This is a genomic window from Roseomonas sp. BN140053, from assembly GCF_047690175.1.
Lineage (GTDB): Bacteria > Pseudomonadota > Alphaproteobacteria > Acetobacterales > Acetobacteraceae > Roseomonas.
Genome location: NZ_JBLLEB010000007.1, coordinates 1 through 18,653 on the forward strand (window position 1 = coordinate 1; position 18,653 = coordinate 18,653).

Sequence of the window (18,653 nt, forward strand, 5' to 3'; positions counted from 1 at the left end):
CGCCGCCTCGTCCGTGACTACGAGCGCCTCCCCGAAACCCTCGCGGGCCTGCATCTCGTCGCCTTCGCCTGCCTCATGCTCAAGAACCTCCTCAACCTGGAGCAGGTCCACAACAGCCTCTAGAGCCAACCCGCGTCCATCACGACCCGAACCCGGTTCCGCACGAAGGAACCCGGGCGGTAACCGATCGCCGGGCCGGCGCGCGGCGGGGCGTCAGCGGCACATCAGGACGGGGATGTCGGCGTTCTCCAGCACGTGGCGGGTGACGCCGCCCAGGATCAGCTGGCGCAGGCGGGAATGGCTATACGCGCCCATGCACAGCAGGTCGGCGCTGAAATCGCGCGCAGCGCCCAGCAGCCCGGCGCCGACTTCCTTGGTTTGCGGCCGGAACTCCTTGGCCTCCGCCTCGATGCTGTGCCAGCGCAGGTAGGACAGGATGCCCGTCACCTCCGGCCCGCGCCGCTGGTAGTCGGGGGAATACAGCACCTGCACGGCGCTCGCCTGGTGCAGCCAGGGCAGGGCGGCGGCGATGGCGGCGGCACTCTCGGCCGAGCCGTTCCAGGCGCAGCACACGCGCGTGCCGATGCTGGCCGGCACGGCGCGCGGCGCGATCAGCACGGGGCGGCCGCTGTCGAACAGCACGGCGTGCAGCGCGTCGCTGCTGGACACGTCCTCGCCGCCCTCGGGGTGCGGCACGATGGCGAGGTCGTAGAGGCGCGAGCGCTGCGCCACCAGGTCCTCCTCGCGCCCGGCCACGCTCTCGAAGCTCAGCGTCGCGCCGTCGGCCTTGTTGGCCGTCTCGGCGGTTTCCGCGATGGTGACGTCCTTGCCTTCCACGAAGCGGTCGAACAGCTGGCGCACGCGGCCGGCGCGGTCGCCGCTCTCGCGCTCGGTGGCGGCCATCATCTCCTCGATCATGGCGCCCGACAGGCCTTCGCCCGCCAGCGGCGCCACGTCGCGCGCATCGACGCGGACATGCAGGCAGTGGACGTGGCTGTGCCAGATCCGCGCCACCATCAGCGCGGTGTTGAGCGCCGCTTCCCCGGCAGCGGTGCCGGTCAGCGGCAGGAGCAGGCGTCGGTAGGCCATGGCAGAATCCCCTCTGGGCCCGGCAAGTGCGTCCCAGTCTAGCACATGGGAGGGGGAAGGAGCGCAAGCGCCCCCGGAACGGGGTCGGAGGCGGCATCCAGCCGGTGCCAGCGCAGCGGCCCGGGGTCGCGCCGCAGCGTCGCCTCCAGCACCGCGGCATCGGCGTCGGAGGCGTCGCGCTGTCGCCCGGCGACCCGCGCGTGCAGCACCGCCGGCGGCGCTTCCAGCCAGAAGCCCTGGAACGGCACGCCCGCCTCCCGCGCCACCGCTGCCATCCCGTCGCGCAGCGCGGGGTCGAGAAACACCGCATCCGCCACCACCGAATGCCCGGCCCGCAGCGCCGCCCGTGCTTCCTCCAGGAAAGCGGCGTAAACGGCGGCACTGCGCTCGGGCGTGTAGCTGTCCGGCAACAGGCGCTGTTCCGGCGGCACGCCGGCCAGCCGCTTGCGGATCTCGTCGCTGCGCAGCACCAGCGCGCCCGGCGCGGCGCCGAGCCCCGGCGCCAGGGTGCGCGCCAGCCGCGTCTTGCCTGTGCCCTGCACCCCGCCGACCGCCACCAGCCGCGGCGGCACCGGCCGCAGGTAATCCTCCGCGGCGGTCAGGTAAGGCAGCCCGTCGCCGCCCAGCCGGGTGCGGATATGCGCCCGCACCAGCGCCCGCAGCGCCAGCCACAGCGGCAGCCCCGCCAACAGCCCGAGGTCGCCGCTGCGCGCCACGGTGCGGCCCAGCACGCGGTTGGCCGCGGCGCGCCCGACGCGCTGGTCCAGCTCCATCAGCAGAAAGGCGAGGTCGTAGCCCACGTCGATCGTGGCCATCGCCTCGTCGAATTCCAGCGCGTCGAAGGCCACCGGGGCGCCGCGCCACAGCACGATGTTGCCGGGATGCAGGTCGCCGTGGCAGCGCCGCACGAATCCTGCCTCGCCGCGCGCCTGCAGGGCGGGCGCCAGCCGCGCGATGGTGGTGTCCAGCGCCGCGCCCAGCTGCTCCAGCTGCGCCTCGGGCATCCGCACCGCGCGGGCCGAGCGCAGATCCGCCGCCACGCGCGCCCGCAGGCTGGCCGGCACGTCCGGCGCCGGCGCCACCGGCGCCGCGGCGTGCAGCGCGGCGGCGAGGTCGCCCAGCCCGTCCAGCAGCGCCGGCTCCGGCGCACCGCGCGCCAGCACCGCTTCCAGGAAGGCTTCCGGCGGCAGCGGCGCCATTTCCAGCACCCAGTCTTCCGCCGGGCCGTCGCCGCCCAGCACCAGCGCCCCGGCCGCGTCGCGCGCGATCGGGTGCACGGCGCGGTACAGTTCCGGTGCGGCGGGGGCGTTGATCTCCAGTTCCCGCCGGCAGAAGCGTTCGCGCGCCGCGACCGTGGAAAAGTCGAGGAAGCCGAGATCCACCGCCTTCTTCAGTTTCAGCGCCCGCTCGCGCCCGACGAACACGGCGGAGATATGCGTCTCGATCGGCGCGGCGCCGTCGCACAGCCGGGCGCACAGGGCCGCAGCCTCCCGCTGCCCGGCGGGAACGGTCATCGAACAGGGCTCATGCGGCAAGGCTCACGGAAAAGGGGCGCGCCGGCCGTCGGGAAACGGAGCAGCGCAGCCGACGAGGCAGGTAGTGGGGAAGGGGGCCGGGAACCGTCCCGGCACCGCCGGCTTCAGGGAAACAGCCGGTGCGTGGTCCAGGCCGCGTCCGTGCGGGTGAACACCAGACGGTCGTGCAGGCGGAACGGCATGTCGCGCCAGAACTCGATTGCCTCGGGCACCACGCGGAAGCCGCCCCAGTGCGGCGGGCGCGGCACCTCCTCCCCGGGAAAGCGGGCTTCCATCTCGGCCAGCCCGGTTTCCAGCTCGGACCGCTCGCCCAGCCGGCGCGACTGCCGCGACGCCCAGGCGCCCAGCTTCGAGATGCGCGGGCGCGACGCGAAGTAGCGGTCGGATTCCTCGGCCGAGACCGGCTGCACCGTGCCTTCCACCCGCACCTGGCGCTGCAGCGTCTTCCAATGGAAGCACAGCGCGGCATAGGGATGCGCCGCCAGTTCCGTGCCCTTGCGGCCGTCGTAATGCGAGTGGAACACGAAGCCCCGCTCGTCCAGGTCCTTGAGCAGCACGATGCGCGCCGCCGGCCGGCCCTCCGGCGTGACGGTGGCCAGGCACATGGCATTGGGATCATTGGGCTCGGACAGCTTCGCCTCGGCCATCCAGCTCGCGAACAGGGCGATGGGATCGGTGGCGTCGGCGGCGGGGGCGCCGTTGCCCGGGGAAATATCCATGCTGCTGATCCTCATCCTGCATCGCCGGCGGTGGCCGCACCGGGCGGCATCGGTCAAGGCTGCGTCAGGAAGCCCGGCCGTCGTTTCGCACAGTTCGGTGGTCCCGGCCCGCCCGCCAAGCCCCGCGGCCCGGCATTGCTCCACCGTCCCGGGCGCGCTTCGGGCCGGGCGCCGGGCAGCACGGCGCCGGGACCGGCGCCCAGACCGGCCCGGTTCCGCCGGCGGCCGCCCCCTTGCCGGGCGCGGGGGCATGTGCCACCCCTCCCAACCCGCCGCAACACGCGCCATTCGGCCCGTTCTCCCGTTTCCTGGGACTCCTGCATGACCGACGCCACGCCGACCCGCGACCCCGTTTCCGGCACGCTGATGGCCGGCAAGCGCGGGCTCATCATGGGTGTGGCCAATGACCGCTCCATCGCTTGGGCCATCGCCCGGGCCGTAGCGGCGCAGGGGGCGGAGCTGGCCTTCACCTATCAGGGGGAAGCGCTGGAACGCCGGGTCCGCCCGCTGGCCGCCAGCGTCGGCAGCGACCTCGTGATGCCCTGCGACGTGGCCGAGGATGCCACGGTGGACGCGGCCTTCGACACGCTGCGCGAGAAATGGGGCCGGCTGGACTTCCTGGTTCACGCCATCGGCTTCGCCGACAAGCAGTTCCTGCGCGGCCGCTACCTCGACACCCCGCGCGAAGCCTTCCTGCAGGCGCTGGACATCTCGGCCTATTCCTTCGTGTCCGTGTCGCGCCGGGCCGCGGCGATGATGGACAAGGGCGGCTCGCTCCTCACCCTCAGCTACCTGGGCGCCGAGCGGGTGATGCCGCACTACAACGTCATGGGCGTGGCCAAGGCGGCGCTGGAAGCCTCCGTCCGCTACATGGCCGCCGACCTCGGCACCGATGCGGTGCGGGTCAACGCCATTTCGGCGGGACCGATCAAGACGCTGGCCGCCTCCGGCATCGGCGACTTCCGCTACATCCTGCGCTGGAACCAGTACAACGCACCGATGCGCCGCAACGTCGGGCTGGAGGAGGTGGGCAATGCCGGCCTCTACCTGCTGTCCGACCTCAGCACCGGCGTGACGGGCGAGGTCCACCACGTCGATTGCGGCTACCACGTCGTCGGCATGAAGCACCCCGAGGCGCCGGACATCGGCGTCGACAAGGGGTGAATTTTTCGGCCCCCTTTTTAACACAGTGTGGTGACTTAGATCAAACTGCAGTAAAGGGGAGAAGAAAGCTTGCATCCGGAAATCGATACAATTTTTGTAGAAGCCGGTGAGAGGCTGGTCAGTGCTCAACATGGATTGCGCGATATGCGTGGGCCGCCGGATAAGAGAAGAATAGGCTACTATAATGCCATAGTTTTTGGTAGAATGATGACTCTGGCTCTTCAAAATCTTAGAGGAAAGATCAGTGGTTTTGATGCTTGGTATGAACCGATAAGGAAAGAGCTTGCCAGCGATAAATTATTTAAGTTCTTCTACGAAGAGCGGACAGTAATCGAGAAAACCGCGTTCTCAAACTTGGTGAGTGGTTTTCATGCAGGCGAGATCAGTAATTCTGAGATCCTGCGCATGGCTGAGAAGTTCCGACCCCGCGGAGCAAAATACTTCGTTATCGGTGATCGAACTGGTGGTTCTGGTTGGGTAGTTCCGAATTCTGATGGTACTGAAACAACGCATTACATTGATCTAGAAGTCGAGGGTGCTTACGACGGCCTTTATCTTCCGGCAAATTTGAACTGGAAAAATCGAGTAATTCCAGGATCAACCGAAGAATATGTGCCTGCAGAGCCTCTTGTAAAAGAATATATCGAGAAGATGCAGGAAATTTACGAGGGGGCGAAAAAGCAATTTGGCTGGAAGCCGTTTAGCTTATCGGACATAGAGATGAGGCTGCAAACTATCCGGACGCGAGAATAAGAATTCCGTGTCCCACAACACCTTCGGCCACCTGTTCCGCGTCACCACCTGGGGCGAGAGCCACGGCCCCGCCATCGGCTGCGTGGTGGATGGCTGCCCGCCCGGCCTGCGGCTGAGCGAAGCCGACATCCAGCCCTTCCTGGACCGCCGCCGCCCCGGGCAGTCGAAGCTGGTCACCCAGCGCCAGGAACCCGACGAGGTCCGCATCCTGTCGGGCGTCTTCGAGGGGCTGACCACCGGCACCCCCATCGCGCTGGAAATCACCAACCAGGACCAGCGCTCCCGCGACTACGGCGAGATCGCGGAAGCCTTCCGCCCCGGCCATGCCGACCTCGCCTATCACCTGAAATACGGTGTGCGCGATTACCGCGGCGGCGGCCGCTCCTCCGCGCGCGAGACCGCCATGCGGGTGGCCGCCGGCGCCGTGGCCCGGGTGGTGCTGGGGCCGGAGGTGCGGGTGCGCGGCGCCATGGTGGCGCTGGGCGCCGACCCCGTGGATCGCGCCAACTGGGACTGGGAGGAGGTGGCGCGCAACGACGCCTTCTGCCCCGACCCCGTGGCCGCCGCGCGCTGGACCGAATCCCTGCTGGCGGTGCGCAAGAACGGCTCCAGCCTGGGCGCGGTGATCGAGGTGGTGGCCGAGGGCCTCCCCCCCGGCCTCGGCGCCCCGATCTACGGCAAGCTGGATGCCGAGATCGCCGCCGCCCTGATGAGCATCAACGCCGTCAAGGGCGTGGAGATCGGGGACGGCTTCGCCGCCGCCGCCCTGTCGGGCGAGGCCAATGCCGACGAGATGCGGGTGGATCCCGACGGGACGCTCCGCTTCGAGAGCAACCATGCCGGCGGCGTTCTGGGCGGCATCTCCACCGGCCAGCCGGTGGTGGCCCGCTTCGCGGTGAAGCCGACCTCCTCCATCCTGACCCCGCGCCGCACCGTGGACCGCCACGGCCGCGAGGTGGAACTGGTCACCAAGGGCCGCCACGACCCCTGCGTCGGCCTGCGCGCCGTGCCCGTGGGGGAAGCCATGCTGGCCTGCGTGCTGGCCGACCACCTGCTGCGTCACCGCGCCCAGAACCCGCAGGCCCCGGACCGAGCACGCCTGCCGCGCAATTGAAACGTCACGCGGCCGAGAGGTCTCCTCACCGCGACGTGTAATGACCAACTACAGCAGTCGGGATTAACCAGGGGGCAACCTCCCACGGAAATCCCTCGCATGCCGTTCGCGGACCAACAGCCCGACCCGGCCACGCTCTCGGAGTTCGTCGCCCTGGCCGGCCGCGATGCCTGGGACCGCCGCCTGGCGGAACTGCTGGAAAGCAGCCGCACCCGCAGCCTGGGGGCCCGCGCAGTGCAGCAACGGCACATGCTGGAACTCACCCTGGGCCGGCTCTGCGACCCCGCCGCCCTGGCTGCTGCCGGCCGGATGGAGCGCCTGGCCCTGGGCTTCGCCGCCGAGGCCCTGCGCGTCGCCGCCGAACTGCCCACCCCGGCGCGCGAGAAGCTGCGCGACCGCCTCGCCGCCGGGCTGGCGGGCGAGAGCAGCCTGTGCTCCCTGTTCCACCTTCTCCGCGTCGCGGCCCTGCAGCGCTCCCGCGGCTTCGCGGTGCAGTTCGCTGGCCTGTGCGACGGCGCCGATTTCGACCTGCTGATCGAGCGCGAGGGCGTCAGCGCCGAGGTCGCCTGCGAAACCGTCTCGGCCGAGGAAGGCCGCCACGTCCACCGCCAGGGCTGGTGCGCCCTGGTGGACCGGGTGAACCCCGAGTTGCAAACCTGGCTGTCCGCCCATCCCGGCCGCTACGTGCTGAAGATGACCCTGCCGGAAGGGCTGCGCGAACCGGCCCAGGTGGCCGAGCTGCACCGCCGCATCGCCGCCCTGCTGGCCACCCGCGGCCGCCAGGATGCCGGGCCGGACGCCGTGCTGAAGCTGGACCCGCTGCTGCTGGCCGGTGCCCAGGCCACCCTGCCGGCCAGCCTGCGGGCGCAGTTCGGGCCGGACGCGCACCTCGCCGTGGCCGGCCAGCCCGGCGGCGGCAGCGTGTTCGTGATCGCGGCGCAGTCCGGGCGCGAGAACGACATCTCTGCCGCGGCGTGTCGTCGCCTGTCCCTGGCCGCGACGGCGCGGCTGAGCGGCAGCCGCCCCGGCCTGCTGGCGATGTTCCTGGACGACATCGACCGCGCGGAATGGCGCGGCCTGCGCGACCGGCTGGAGCTGGAAGGCACGGTGCGCCGCTTCCTGACCCGCCCCGAGGCCAAGCGCGTGGTGGCCGTGTCCTGCGCGTCCCGCATGGAGCTGTTCGACGTTCCCGCCCCGGACGGGGTGGCGGAGGGCGAGCTGCGCTTCCGCAACCCGTCGCACCCGCAGGCCAAGCTGGCCGCGCTGCTGCCGGCCGTCGCCTCCTCGATCTGAGGCCTGCCGGCCCCGCCTTCACGAATCGGTAACCATTGCCTGTTCGCTAGGCTGCCGCGCTTGGCAGCCTTCCGGCCGCTCACCAATTGTCTCGCGCTGTAACCAGGGGTGTCCATCGTGACGGAAGCGGAGCTCGACCGGATCACCGCGGAACTCGACCGCCTCATCAACGACCCCGAGGTCCGCATGGACCCGGAGCTGGTGTGGAGCCTGCTGGAAGACGTGTCCTCGCGCGGTGCGGACACCGCCTCCGTCGCGCTGATCGCGCAGTCCGCGTCACAGCGGCCGCCGTCGCCGACGGCTCCCCGCGCCTGACCGGATCCCAAAGGACCCCCGAGCAGCAGTCGCTTACCGGAAGCTTTTGACCGGTCGCCTGAACGGGCAAGGTCGGGGGAGTGAACTCCCCCGAACCCCCTCCTTTTCTCGGGAGTTAAGGAGCTTTCGGTGGCCACCGGCGCACCCCCAAAACGCCCGAAAATAGAAGGGGGTCCGGGGGGATACTTCCCCCCGGCTTGCTGTTTTCTCCGCTGATCCACGCAAAGCCCGCCGGCGTTCAGCCGTCCCGCCGCGCCCCGATCAGGAACTCCCGGTTGCCTTCCGGCCCGGTGATCGGGCTTTCCGTTACCCCCAGCACGCGCCAGCCCGGCAGGGCCGACCACCAGTCCCGGATCGTGTCGCAGACCTCCCGGTGCACTGCGGGGTCGCGCACCACGCCGCCCTTGCCGACCTGGGACGGCCCGGCCTCGAATTGCGGCTTGATCAGCGCCGCCGCCCAGGCCCTCGGCGCCGCCAGGGCCAGCGCCGCCGGCAGCACCGTCCGCAGCCCGATGAAGGAGGCGTCGCATACCACCGCCCCCGGCGCGTCCGGGATCAGCGCGGCGTCCAGCCGCCGGGCATTGGTGCGTTCCAGCACCACCACCCGCGGGTCCTGCCGCAGTTTCCAGGCCAGCTGCCCGTGGCCGACATCCACCGCGTAGACCCGCGCCGCGCCGCCTTGCAGGAGCACGTCGGTGAAGCCGCCGGTGGACGCGCCCACGTCCACGCAGACCCGCCCGGCCGGGTCCAGCCCGAACGCCGCGAGTGCATGCGCCAGCTTCAACCCGCCGCGCGACACCCAAGGGTGGTCCTGCCCGCGCACCTCCAGCGGCGTGCCGGGTTTCAGCGTTTCGCCGGGCTTGTTGATGCGGCTCTCGCTGGAAAACACCACCCCGGCCAGGATCAGCGCCTGGGCGCGGGTGCGGCTCTCGGCCAGGCCGCGGTCCACCAGCGCCTGGTCGGCCCGTTCCTTGCCGCCGCGCGGCGCGGTCCCCGCGGCGCCCGTCCCTGGCGTTCCACCGGCGGCATGTCCCTGCGGCGCTGCGCCAGGGGTATCGGACCGGGATGCCGCACCCGCGGCATCCGTCTCGGGCGTCGCAGCGTCCACCCGCGATGCCGCGGCCCCCGGCTCCCCGGCCGCCGTGCCGGACCCGTCCGGGCCGGACCGCCCGGCGCGGCGCTTCACGCCCGGGCGGGGGCCGTGGCCCGGTCGGTGCCCAGCGCTGCCAGCGCCGCGGCGACGATCTGGGCGCAGTTCAGCCCGGCCTCGTCGTACTGCTTGCGCGGTGCCTCGTGGTCGATGAAGCGGTCGGGCAGGCACATCGGCCGGAAGCGCAGCCCGCCGTCCAGCAGCCCCTTCCAGGCCAAGTGCTGCGCCACCAGCGACCCGAAGCCGCCCACAGAGCCTTCCTCCAGCGTGATCAGCACCGCGTGGTGCCGCGCCAGCTGCTCCACCATCGCGGTGTCCAGCGGCTTGGCGAAGCGGGCATCGGCCACGGTGCAGGAGAGACCGCGCGCGCCTAGCTCGTCGGCGGCGCGCATCGCCTCGCCCAGCCGGGTGCCGTAGCTGAGCAGCGCCACCGCCGTGCCCTCGCGCAGGATGCGCCCCTTGCCGATCGGCAGCACCCCGCCGCGGGACGGCAGCACCAGCCCGGTGCCCTCGCCGCGCGGGTAGCGGAAGGCGATCGGCCCGTCGTCGTAGGCCGCCGCCGTGGCGGTCATGTGCATCAGCTCCAGCTCATCGGCCGGGGCCATCAGCACCATGTTGGGCAGGCAGCCGAGATAGGCGATGTCGAAGGACCCGGCATGGGTGGCGCCGTCCGCCCCCACCAGACCGGCGCGGTCCATGGCGAAGCGCACCGGCAGGTTCTGCAGCGCCACGTCGTGCATCACCTGGTCGTAGGCGCGCTGCAGAAAGGTCGAGTAGATCGCGCAGAAGGGCTTCATCCCTTCCGTCGCCATGCCGGCGGCAAAAGTCACCGCGTGCTGCTCGGCGATGCCCACGTCGAACAGCCGGTTGGGGAAGCGCTTCTGGAACCCGTCCAGCCCGGTGCCCGAAGGCATGGCGGCGGTGATCGCCACGATGCGGTCATCGGCCTCGGCCTCGGCGATCAGCGCCTGGGAGAAGACCTTGGTGTAGGCCGGCGGCCCCGGCGGCGCCTTCACCTGCTCGCCGGTGACGACGTTGAATTTCACCACGCCGTGGTACTTGTCGGCCGAAGCTTCGGCGGGCGCGTAGCCCTTGCCCTTCTGCGTCACCACGTGCAGCAGCACGGGGTGCGGCTCCTCCGCGTCGCGCAGGTTGCGCAGCACGGGCAGCAGGTGGTCCAACTCGTGCCCGTCGATCGGGCCGACATAGTAGAAGCCCAGCTCCTCGAACAGCGTGCCGCCGGTCAGCAGCCCGCGGGCATATTCGTCCGCCCGCTCCGCCGCCTTGGCCAGGGGGGCAGGAAAGCGCCGCGCCAGCTTGGCCATCACCTCCCGCACGCTCAGGAAGGGCCGCGAGGAAATGGTGCGCGACAGGTAGGCCGAGAGCGCGCCCACGGGGGGCGCGATGGACATGTCGTTGTCGTTCAGCACCACGATCAGCCGCGACTTCAGCGACCCCGCGTTGTTCATGGCCTCGTAGGCCATGCCCGCGCTCATGGCGCCGTCGCCGATCACCGCGATCACCTGGCGGTCGTCGCCCTTCAGATCGCGCGCCACCGCCATGCCCAAGCCGGCCGAGATGGAGGTGGAGGAATGCGCCGCCCCGAAGGGGTCGTACTCGCTCTCGCTGCGCCGGGTGAAGCCCGACAACCCGCCGGGCTGCCGCAGGGTACGGATGCGGTCGCGCCGCCCGGTCAGGATCTTGTGCGGATAGGCCTGGTGGCCGACGTCCCAGATCAGCCGGTCCTTCGGCGTGTCGAACACGGCGTGGATGGCCACCGTCAGCTCCACCACGCCCAGGCTGGCGCCGAGATGCCCGCCCGTGGTGGACACGGCGTCGATGGTTTCTGCGCGCAGTTCGGCGGCCAGCTGCTTCAGCTGCTCGGCCGACAGGTTGCGCAGGTCGGCCGGGATCCGGACGCGGTCGAGCAGGGGTGTCTGGGGGCGCGACATGGTGTTCCTCCGGCCGCCTTCAATCTCGGTGCACCGCGGGGCCGCGTTGGGGCACCCGCGGGTGGTCGCATCGCCCGCCAGGGCGCGGGCTCACGGGTCCCGGGGGGCGCGGCAGTTCAGGCCCGGCGGGCAATGGTGAAATCTGCCATCTCCCGCAGAAGATCGGCGCTGCCGTCGAAGCTGTCGAGATGCACCCGTGCCTGGGCCACCAGCCGCTCGGCCTGCGCCCGCGCCCGCTCGGCGCCCAGCAGCCCCACCAGCGTGGCCTTGCCGGCCTCGGCATCCTTGCCGGCGCGCTTGCCGATCTGTTCCACCGTGGCGGTGGCGTCCAGCAGGTCGTCGGCGATCTGGAAGGCGGCGCCCAGGTCGTGGCCGTAGCCGATCAGCGCCAGGCGCTGCGGGTGCGGCGCCCGGCCCAGGATCGCCCCGGCCTCGGCGGAGAACTCGATCAGCTTGCCGGTCTTGAGCAGCTGCAGCCGCCCCACCTGCACCTCGCTCAGCGGCGCCTCCGCTTCCTCGGCCAGGATGTCCAGCATCTGCCCGCCCACCATGCCCCGCGCGCCCGAGGCCAGGGCGAGCCGCAGGCACAGCTCGGCCCGCACGGCGCCGTCGGAATGGGTGTCCTCGGCCGCCAGCACGGCGAAGGCTTGGGCTTGCAGCGCGTCGCCGGCCAGGATGGCGGTGGCCTCGTCCCAGGCCTTGTGCACGGTGGGCTTGCCGCGACGCAGGTCGTCGTCGTCCATCGCCGGCAGGTCGTCATGCACCAGCGAATAGGCGTGCAGCATTTCCACCGCCGCCGCCACCCGCAGCGCCGAGGCACGGGACACCGCGAATTGCCGCGCCCCTTCCAGCACCAGGAAGCCGCGCATCCGCTTGCCCCCGCCCATGGCGGCGTAGCGCATGGCGGCGAAGAGCGGCGCCTCGTCGCCCTCGGCGGGCGGCAGCAGCGTGTCCAGCGCCACCTCGATCTCCGCCTGGGCTTCGGCCAGGGCCTGGGCGAGGCTGGGAGAGGCGCCGCTCAAGCGTCGGCCTCGCGTAGCGTCGGGCCGCCGGGGCCGGGCACGATGGCCTGCACGCGCTGCTCGGCCTCGGCCAGCTTGCGCTCGCAATGGCCGCGCAGGGCATTGCCGCGGGTGTAGGAGGTGATCGCCGCTTCCAGCGAGGCATCGCCCTTTTCCAGCCGGCGGACGATCTCCTCCAGCTCGCGCAGGGCTTCCTCGAAGCTCAGGGTTTCCACGGCGGGTTGGGATGGATCATCGGGCGCCATGGCCCGGACCATACAGCCGCCCGCCACACGGTCCAGGGGCTGCCCGCCGAATGCCCGCCCGCCGCGTCCCTGCCGCCGCGCCGTGGTCCGGTTTCCGGGTCCGGGTGGGTTCGGTTGGTCCTGGAGTGTTCGGGCGTTGGCCAGGGGCGCTGCCCCTGGACCCCGCCGGGGAGGCACGGCCTCCCCGGACCCCGCGTTGAGTGCCTCCGGCGGGGGCGGGATGGCCGCCGGCGGTCATCGGGGACAGCGCGTGCCAACCCGCCCCCGCCGGAGGCACTCATGAGGTCGAGGAGCTTAAGCTCCTCGCGGGGGTTCCGAGGGGGCAGAGCCCCCTTGGCCTCGGCCAGTTAACCCAGGCGCAACCGCTTCACCCAGCCCCGAGGAGCCCAGGCCAGCAACACGCCGGGCGGTCAGCGCTGCGGGGCGGAAACGGGGCTGGGGGCGGGGGTACTGGCGGCGTGGGGCAGGGGGGTGGTGGCCGGGGTGCCCTCGGGGATGGCGCCCACGTCGGCGGACTCTGCGGCCAGCATGGCGTTGCCGCCGGTGACCACGCCCGAACCGTCCGGCGGCGAGACGGCCGTGGTGCGCCGCCGCGGCCCGCCGCGCAGCGGCACCGCTGGCAGGGTCGCGGCCAGCAGGAAGGCCAGGGTCATCACGATCCCGCTCATGGTGAAGCTCACGCTGATCGCCTGGCTGTAGGCGCCCACCACCGCCGCGTGCTCGGGTCCCGACAGGCGCTCGACCTCCTGGATGCCGTGTTCCAGCAGGGCGGGCACGTTCACCCCGACATTCTGCGCCGCCAGGATGGAATTCAGCCAGGCCGCCATCAGCGCGCCGGAAATGGTCACCCCCAGCGCCCCGCCCAGCGAGCGGATAAACGCCATGGAGGAGGTCGCCACCCCCAGCTCGCGCGGGTTGGTGGCGTTCTGCACGGCGGTGGTGACGTTGGGCATGCCCACCCCCATGCCCAGCCCCAGGGCCAGCATGGCGATCTCGATCACCACCACGTCGGGATGCCAGCGGGCCAGCACCGCCAGTGCCACCAGCGCCGCCGCTTCCAGCCCCAGCCCGGCCAGCAGGATCGCCTTGTAGCGCCCGGTGGACGACACCAGCCGTCCCCCCACCACGGAGGAGAACAGCATCCCCGCCACCTGCGGCAGCATCATCATGCCCGCCCGCGCTGGCGACATGCCCAGCACCAGCTGGAAATACAGCGGCAGGAACACCGTGGTGCCCATCATCGCGTAGGCCATCATGCCGGAGGTCACGACGCCCGAGCTGTAGATGCGGTTGCGGAACAGGTGCAGCCCGATCAGCGGCTCCGGCGCCACGCGTTCCCAGAACAGGAACAGCGCGAACAGCACCGCCACCGCCGCCCCCAGGCCGCCGATCACGACGGAGGCCCAGGCATAGGTCGTCCCGCCCCAGCTCAGCAGCAGCATCAGCGCCGTGGTGCCGCCGGTCAGCAGCACGGCGCCGAGGTAGTCGATGCGCCGGCTCTGGGTCATCGGCGCCTGCCGCAGCCCGGCCCAGATCAGCGCCAGCGCCAGCGCGCCCACCGGCAGGTTCACGTAGAACACCCAGCGCCAGCTCAGCGCCGAGGTCAGCACCCCGCCGATCAGCGGCCCGGCCACGCTGGACAGGGCGAAGACCCCGGTGAACAGCCCCTGGTACTTCCCGCGGTCGCGCGGCGACACCACGTCGCCCACCGCCGTTTGCGCCAGGGTCAGCAAACCGCCGGCGCCCAGCCCCTGGATCGCCCGGAAGGCGATCAGTTGCCCCATGGTCTGCGCCACCCCGCACAGCGCCGAGCCCAGCAGGAACACCACGATCGCCACGGTGAACAGCGGCCGCCGCCCGTACATGTCGCTGAGCTTGCCGTAGAGCGGCGTGGTGGAGGTGGAGGTCAGCAGAAAGGCCGTCACCACCCAGGAGATGTGCGCCATGCCGCCGAGGTCGGCGACGATCCGGGGCAGGGCGGTGTTGACGATGTTCTGGTCCAGCGCCGCCAGCACCATGGCCAGCATCAGCCCGGCGAACACGGTCCGCAGCTGCCGCGGCGGCAGCGGGGCGCGCTCCGGCGCGGCCGGTTGGATGCTGTCGGGCATGGCGGTTTTCCTCCCAGTTTCGGCCGGCGCGGAAACGGCGGTGCTCCTCCGGGCGCTGCAACTGTGCTTCCCGGTTCCGCCCCGCGACCGCCCCCGTCAAGCCCCGGCCCGCACAAAGCCGCGGGAGTTCCCGGCCAGCCATGCCGCGCCGGCATCGCCGGGCAGGGCCGTGCCGCCCCGGCCACGGCGTGAAGGCCCCTGGAAGCGCCGGAGCATCTGGGCCTGGAAAACTCCTGGCGCTCTCCGCGGGCCGAGTCCGCGCGGTGTCAGCCCGCCTCGTCCAGCCAGTCCAGGACACCGCCGGCGGCGGCCCAGCCGGTGCTGAAGCAGGCCTGCAGCAGGTAGCCGCCGGTGGGTGCTTCCCAGTCCAGCATCTCGCCCGCCAGGAACAGGCCGGGGCGGCGGCGCAGCATGAAACCCGGACACAGCTCCGCCAGCGCCACCCCGCCGGCCGAGGAGATCGCCCGCTCGATCCCCTCCAGCCCCGTCACCCGCAGCGGCAGCGCCTTGACCAGCCCGGCCAGCGCGGCGGCATCTTCCAGCGCGCCGGGCGGCGCGGCCTCCCGCAGCAGCCCCACCGCCACGGGCGGCAGCGCCGCCGCCTTGCGCAGGAAGTTGGACAGCGACTGCCCGCGCCGCGGTTCCGCCAGGCGCCGGCGCAGCGCCGCCGCGTCCAGGTCCGGCCGCAGGTCCAGGGTGGCCACGGCGTCCCCCCGCGCGGCGACGGCCTCGCGCAGCGGCCCGGACAGGGCGTAGACCGGCCCGCCTTCCAGCCCCGTGCGCGTCACCACGCACTCGCCGCGCACGACCGCCTCCTCGAAGCCCAGCGCGATCCGCTTCAGCGGCGTGCCGGCGAAGCGGTCGCGGAACACCGGCGACCAGTCCAGCGTGATCCCGGCATTGGAAGGCCGCAGCGGCGCCACCTCCGCCCCGATCCCGCGCAGCAGCTCCACCCAGCCACCATCCGAGCCCAGCCGCGGCCAGGACGCCCCGCCCAGCGCCAGCAGCGTGGCGTCGGGGCGGACCAGCACCTCGCCCTCCGGCGCCGCGAAGCGCAGCGCGCCGCCATCCTCCCAGCCGCACCAGCGGTGCCGCGCCCGCAGCTGCACGCCCAGTTTCTCCAGCCGCAGGAGCCAGGCCCGCAGCAGCGGCGCCGCCTTGAAGGCGGTGGGAAACACCCGCCCGCTGCTGCCCACGAAGAGCGGCTGGCCCAACCCCTCGCACCAGCGCCGCAGCGCCTCCGGCGGGAACGCCTCCACCGCCGGCGCCAGCGCCGCTTCCGCCGCGCCGTAGCGGCCGAGGAAGCGCGGCAGCGGCTCCGTATGCGTCAGGTTCAAACCGCCCCGCCCGGCGATCAGCAGCTTGCGTGCCGGCGAGGGCATGCGGTCGAACACGGTCACCGCGCAGCCCGCCCCGGCCAGCCGCTCCGCCGCGACCAGCCCGGCGGGGCCGTCGCCGATCACCGCGACGCGGCGGGGCATGGAGCGGAACAGGGTGGACGGGGCTGCATGGCCGCGGCGTGATAGCAGAAGGGGAATTTAACCGCAGGCACCCCTATATAGTCCCCAGGCGGCGTCCACGGGACGGCCGCAACCCCCCGGCACGAGAACTGCAACGCCGATCCTGGCCGCGCATGACCACCGGACCAGGGCCTCCCCCTTCGCGGGAGGCGACCGGGGGAGGTGACCGGGAACCCGAATGGACATGAATTCCGAAACACGCCCCGCCAGCCCGGCGGAGGCCGCGATCGCCGCAGCCGGCCTGCGGGTCGAAACGCGCGAGATGCCGCAGCTGGAGCGCCTCGTCGCCCGCCGCATGCCGGCCGACCGCGACGCGGTGGCCGCCGCCCTGACCGAACTGCGCCGCCGCGGCTGGATCGCCCGGCTGAACGACCTGGCCAACCGCGCCGGCCAGCTCTGGGTCCGCCGCGCCGATGCCGAGGCCGCCGTGGCCACGGTCACCGACCCCGAGGCGAGCGAGGCCGACCTCCTCGACGCGCTGGACCGCGCCATGGCGTCCCGCCTGCGCGGCGCCGGGAACACGCCGCAGGCGGCGCTGGACGCCGTGGCGGCCGACGTGGCGGACAACAAGGGCGGCGGCCTGTCAGCCGAGCGCCACTATGACCTCGCCCGCGCGGTCGCCGCCGCGCACGGGCTGGCCGGCGACGCCGCCACCCGCTTCCTGGACGCCGCGGTGGAGGCCGAGGACCGCCGCCGCCGCGAACAGCGCGCCGCTGAGAAGGCCGCCCGCGAGGTCCGGCGCGAGGAAGTGTCGCGCCTGCGCGCCTGGGAAAAGAGCTTGGTCGGCATCGAGGCCATCCCCGCCCTGCTGCAATGCTCGGAGAAGGAGGCGCTGCGCTGGGCCGGCGCCGGCATCCTGCCGGTGGCCCGCCGCATCCCCGGCCGCGGTGGCCGCGAGCTGTGGCAGTTCGACCCCGCCGAGATCGCCCCGCTGCGCGCCGAAACCGCCGCCTGGCGCGAGGCCGAACGGGCCGAGCGGCCGGAGCGCGAGCGGCGGCCCGGCAACCGCGGCAACGATGCCGGCCCCGGCCAGCGCGCCGGCGACGGCAGCCCGGGCCACCGCGCCGGCGACGCTGGCCAGAGCCAGCGCACCGGCGACGCTGGCCAGAGCCACCGCGCCGAACTGCCCGCCCCCGTCACCCTGCGCGGCGCCGAACGCCGCGGCGCCGGCACCAAGCAGGCCAATGCCGCCGTGGCGCGCGTCGCCGCGCTGGACCGCTACGCCGCCCACTTCAAGACCGCGCGCGCCCTGAACCGCCGCATCACCCTGGTCACCGGCCCGACCAATTCCGGCAAGAGCCACACCGCCCTGGACCGCCTGTCGCAGTCCGAGAGCGGCCTGGCCCTGGCCCCGCTGCGGCTGCTGGCGCACGAGTTCCGCGACGCCCTGGCCTCGCGCGGCGTCCCCGCCGGCCTTTCCACCGGCGAGGAGCGCATCCCCGCCCCAGGCAGCCGCCACCTCGCCGCCACGGTGGAGATGTGTCCCTTCCACAACCCCGTGGACGTGGCCCTGGTGGACGAGGCCCAGCTGCTGACCGACCGCGACCGCGGCGCCGCCTGGACCGCCGCCATCATGGGCGTCCCGGCGCGCGAGGTCTTCGTGCTCGGCGCCCCGGAATGCGTCCCCCTGGTGAAGCGCATCGCCTCGCTCTGCGGCGACCCGGTCGAGGAAGTCTCGCTCCAGCGCAAGGGCCCGCTGCGCGCCGCCGAGGCCCCCGTGGGCCTGGGCGACCTGCGCGAGGGCGACGCGCTGGTGGCCTTCTCGCGCCGCGACGTGCTGGACCTGCGGGCCGAGCTGGTGCGCCGCGGCCGCCGCGTCGCCGTGGTCTACGGCGCGCTTTCCCCCGAGGTCCGCCGCGCCGAGGCCGCCCGCTTCCGCTCCGGCGAGGCCGACATCCTGGTGGCCACCGACGCCATCGGCATGGGGCTGAACCTGCCGATCCGGCGCATCATCCTCTCCGCCCTGAAGAAGTTCGACGGCGAGGAGCGCCGCGACCTCAACGCCCAGGAGGTCAAGCAGATCGGCGGCCGCGCCGGCCGCTACGGCCAGTTCGAGGCCGGGGTGGTGTCGGTGCTGGCCGGCGCCGGCTCCCCCGACTTCGTGCGCCGCATGCTGGAAGCCCCGCCCACCATGCCGGAGGACCTGCGCCCGCAGGTGCAGCCCGACGCCGACATCGTGGCCGCGGTGGCCGCCGAGATCGGCTCCGAAAGCCTGTTCGGCGTGCTGGCCCGCATCAAGCGCGCCGTGCTGCGCAAGGACGACCCGAACTACCGCCTGGCCGACATGACGCAGCAGCTCGACATCGCCTCCGCCGTGGACGGCGTGCAGGGGCTGGGGCTGCTGGACCGCTGGGTCTACGCCATGTGCCCGGTGGACGAGCGCGACAACGGCACCCAGCGCCTCGCGCGCTGGGCGGTGGAGCACGGCGCCGGCCGCGCCGTCCCGCCGCCCTCCACCGGCCGCCTGCCGGCGCCCGAGCGTGCCTCGCGCGAGGAGCTGGAACGGGCGGAGAAGACCCACAAGCGCCTGGTCGCCTGGCGCTGGCTGTCCCTGCGCTTCCCCGATGCCTACCCGGACCGCGAGGAGGCGGAAATCGAGACCAACCGCCTGGACCGCTGGATCGAGGAAGTGCTGCGCACCCAGCGCCGCGGCAAGGCGACGCTGGCGGCTTGA

At 72.5% G+C, this 18,653-nt stretch carries 14 protein-coding genes and 1 pseudogene; 6 read left to right on the forward strand and 9 right to left on the reverse strand.

Going from position 1 to position 18,653, the window contains the following annotated elements:
* Positions 1-213 precede the first annotated feature (213 nt).
* The 3 genes from ACLIBK_RS08960 to pdxH all read right to left on the reverse strand — a co-directional run bounded on the left by ACLIBK_RS08960 (position 214) and on the right by pdxH (position 3,343).
* Entirely contained in the window at positions 214-1,089 is an 876-nt protein-coding gene (locus ACLIBK_RS08960) for a universal stress protein (protein WP_415386904.1), read from the reverse strand.
* Between the two features lie 38 nt (positions 1,090-1,127).
* Positions 1,128-2,603, reverse strand: a complete 1,476-nt coding sequence (locus ACLIBK_RS08965; protein WP_415386905.1) for an AAA family ATPase — start codon at positions 2,601-2,603, stop codon at positions 1,128-1,130.
* Positions 2,604-2,728: 125 nt separating this feature from the next.
* The gene (pdxH, locus tag ACLIBK_RS08970; RefSeq protein ID WP_415386906.1) at positions 2,729-3,343 is read right to left on the reverse strand and encodes a pyridoxamine 5'-phosphate oxidase; all 615 of its coding nucleotides are present in this window, start codon (positions 3,341-3,343) and stop codon (positions 2,729-2,731) included.
* Positions 3,344-3,664: 321 nt separating this feature from the next.
* Here pdxH and fabI point away from each other — a divergent pair, with 321 nt between their 5' ends.
* From fabI to ACLIBK_RS08995, 5 genes are all read left to right on the forward strand, one after another.
* Complete coding sequence (gene fabI, locus ACLIBK_RS08975; RefSeq protein WP_415386907.1) at positions 3,665-4,507, forward strand: enoyl-ACP reductase FabI; 843 nt, start codon at positions 3,665-3,667, stop codon at positions 4,505-4,507.
* A 69-nt stretch (positions 4,508-4,576) separates the two neighbouring features.
* Complete coding sequence (locus ACLIBK_RS08980; RefSeq protein ID WP_415386908.1) at positions 4,577-5,260, forward strand: hypothetical protein; 684 nt, start codon at positions 4,577-4,579, stop codon at positions 5,258-5,260.
* 7 nt (positions 5,261-5,267) lie between these two features.
* Positions 5,268-6,374 (forward strand): chorismate synthase, encoded by a 1,107-nt coding sequence (gene aroC / locus ACLIBK_RS08985; protein WP_415386909.1) that lies wholly within the window; start codon positions 5,268-5,270, stop codon positions 6,372-6,374.
* A 99-nt stretch (positions 6,375-6,473) separates the two neighbouring features.
* The gene (locus ACLIBK_RS08990) at positions 6,474-7,667 is read left to right on the forward strand and encodes a hypothetical protein (RefSeq protein WP_415386910.1); all 1,194 of its coding nucleotides are present in this window, start codon (positions 6,474-6,476) and stop codon (positions 7,665-7,667) included.
* A gap of 117 nt (positions 7,668-7,784) precedes the next feature.
* Positions 7,785-7,982, forward strand: a complete 198-nt coding sequence (locus ACLIBK_RS08995) for a peptide chain release factor 1 (protein WP_415386911.1) — start codon at positions 7,785-7,787, stop codon at positions 7,980-7,982.
* A 238-nt stretch (positions 7,983-8,220) separates the two neighbouring features.
* On the opposite strand, the pseudogene ACLIBK_RS09000 reads toward ACLIBK_RS08995, so the two are convergent.
* The 6 genes and pseudogenes from ACLIBK_RS09000 to ACLIBK_RS09025 all read right to left on the reverse strand — a co-directional run.
* Positions 8,221-8,955 (reverse strand): annotated as a pseudogene (locus ACLIBK_RS09000) (TlyA family RNA methyltransferase); the annotation flags it as partial.
* Between the two features lie 209 nt (positions 8,956-9,164).
* The gene (gene dxs / locus ACLIBK_RS09005; RefSeq protein ID WP_415386912.1) at positions 9,165-11,084 is read right to left on the reverse strand and encodes a 1-deoxy-D-xylulose-5-phosphate synthase; all 1,920 of its coding nucleotides are present in this window, start codon (positions 11,082-11,084) and stop codon (positions 9,165-9,167) included.
* A 116-nt stretch (positions 11,085-11,200) separates the two neighbouring features.
* Positions 11,201-12,106, reverse strand: a complete 906-nt coding sequence (locus ACLIBK_RS09010) for a polyprenyl synthetase family protein (protein ID WP_415386913.1) — start codon at positions 12,104-12,106, stop codon at positions 11,201-11,203.
* Complete coding sequence (locus ACLIBK_RS09015; RefSeq protein ID WP_415386914.1) at positions 12,103-12,351, reverse strand: exodeoxyribonuclease VII small subunit; 249 nt, start codon at positions 12,349-12,351, stop codon at positions 12,103-12,105. Before ACLIBK_RS09015 ends, ACLIBK_RS09010 begins: the two co-directional genes overlap by 4 nt.
* A gap of 410 nt (positions 12,352-12,761) precedes the next feature.
* Entirely contained in the window at positions 12,762-14,459 is a 1,698-nt protein-coding gene (locus ACLIBK_RS09020; RefSeq protein ID WP_415386915.1) for an MDR family MFS transporter, read from the reverse strand.
* A gap of 266 nt (positions 14,460-14,725) precedes the next feature.
* Positions 14,726-15,940, reverse strand: a complete 1,215-nt coding sequence (locus tag ACLIBK_RS09025) for an NAD(P)/FAD-dependent oxidoreductase (protein ID WP_415386916.1) — start codon at positions 15,938-15,940, stop codon at positions 14,726-14,728.
* A 223-nt stretch (positions 15,941-16,163) separates the two neighbouring features.
* Here ACLIBK_RS09025 and ACLIBK_RS09030 point away from each other — a divergent pair, with 223 nt between their 5' ends.
* Positions 16,164-18,653, forward strand: a complete 2,490-nt coding sequence (locus ACLIBK_RS09030) for a helicase-related protein (protein WP_415386917.1) — start codon at positions 16,164-16,166, stop codon at positions 18,651-18,653.

What these genes read in the sequence shown, in the direction of transcription:
- ACLIBK_RS09030 (WP_415386917.1), top strand. Translation starts at nt 16,164, where the DNA reads ATGAATTCCGAAACACGCCCCGCCAGCCCGGCGGAGGCCGCGATCGCC.
- ACLIBK_RS08990 (WP_415386910.1), top strand. Translation starts at nt 6,474, where the DNA reads ATGCCGTTCGCGGACCAACAGCCCGACCCGGCCACGCTCTCGGAGTTC.
- fabI (WP_415386907.1), top strand. Translation starts at nt 3,665, where the DNA reads ATGACCGACGCCACGCCGACCCGCGACCCCGTTTCCGGCACGCTGATG.
- ACLIBK_RS09025 (WP_415386916.1), bottom strand. Translation starts at nt 15,940, where the DNA reads ATGCCCCGCCGCGTCGCGGTGATCGGCGACGGCCCCGCCGGGCTGGTC.
- ACLIBK_RS09015 (WP_415386914.1), bottom strand. Translation starts at nt 12,351, where the DNA reads ATGGCGCCCGATGATCCATCCCAACCCGCCGTGGAAACCCTGAGCTTC.
- ACLIBK_RS09020 (WP_415386915.1), bottom strand. Translation starts at nt 14,459, where the DNA reads ATGCCCGACAGCATCCAACCGGCCGCGCCGGAGCGCGCCCCGCTGCCG.
- ACLIBK_RS08965 (WP_415386905.1), bottom strand. Translation starts at nt 2,603, where the DNA reads ATGACCGTTCCCGCCGGGCAGCGGGAGGCTGCGGCCCTGTGCGCCCGG.
- pdxH (WP_415386906.1), bottom strand. Translation starts at nt 3,343, where the DNA reads ATGGATATTTCCCCGGGCAACGGCGCCCCCGCCGCCGACGCCACCGAT.
- dxs (WP_415386912.1), bottom strand. Translation starts at nt 11,084, where the DNA reads ATGTCGCGCCCCCAGACACCCCTGCTCGACCGCGTCCGGATCCCGGCC.
- ACLIBK_RS08960 (WP_415386904.1), bottom strand. Translation starts at nt 1,089, where the DNA reads ATGGCCTACCGACGCCTGCTCCTGCCGCTGACCGGCACCGCTGCCGGG.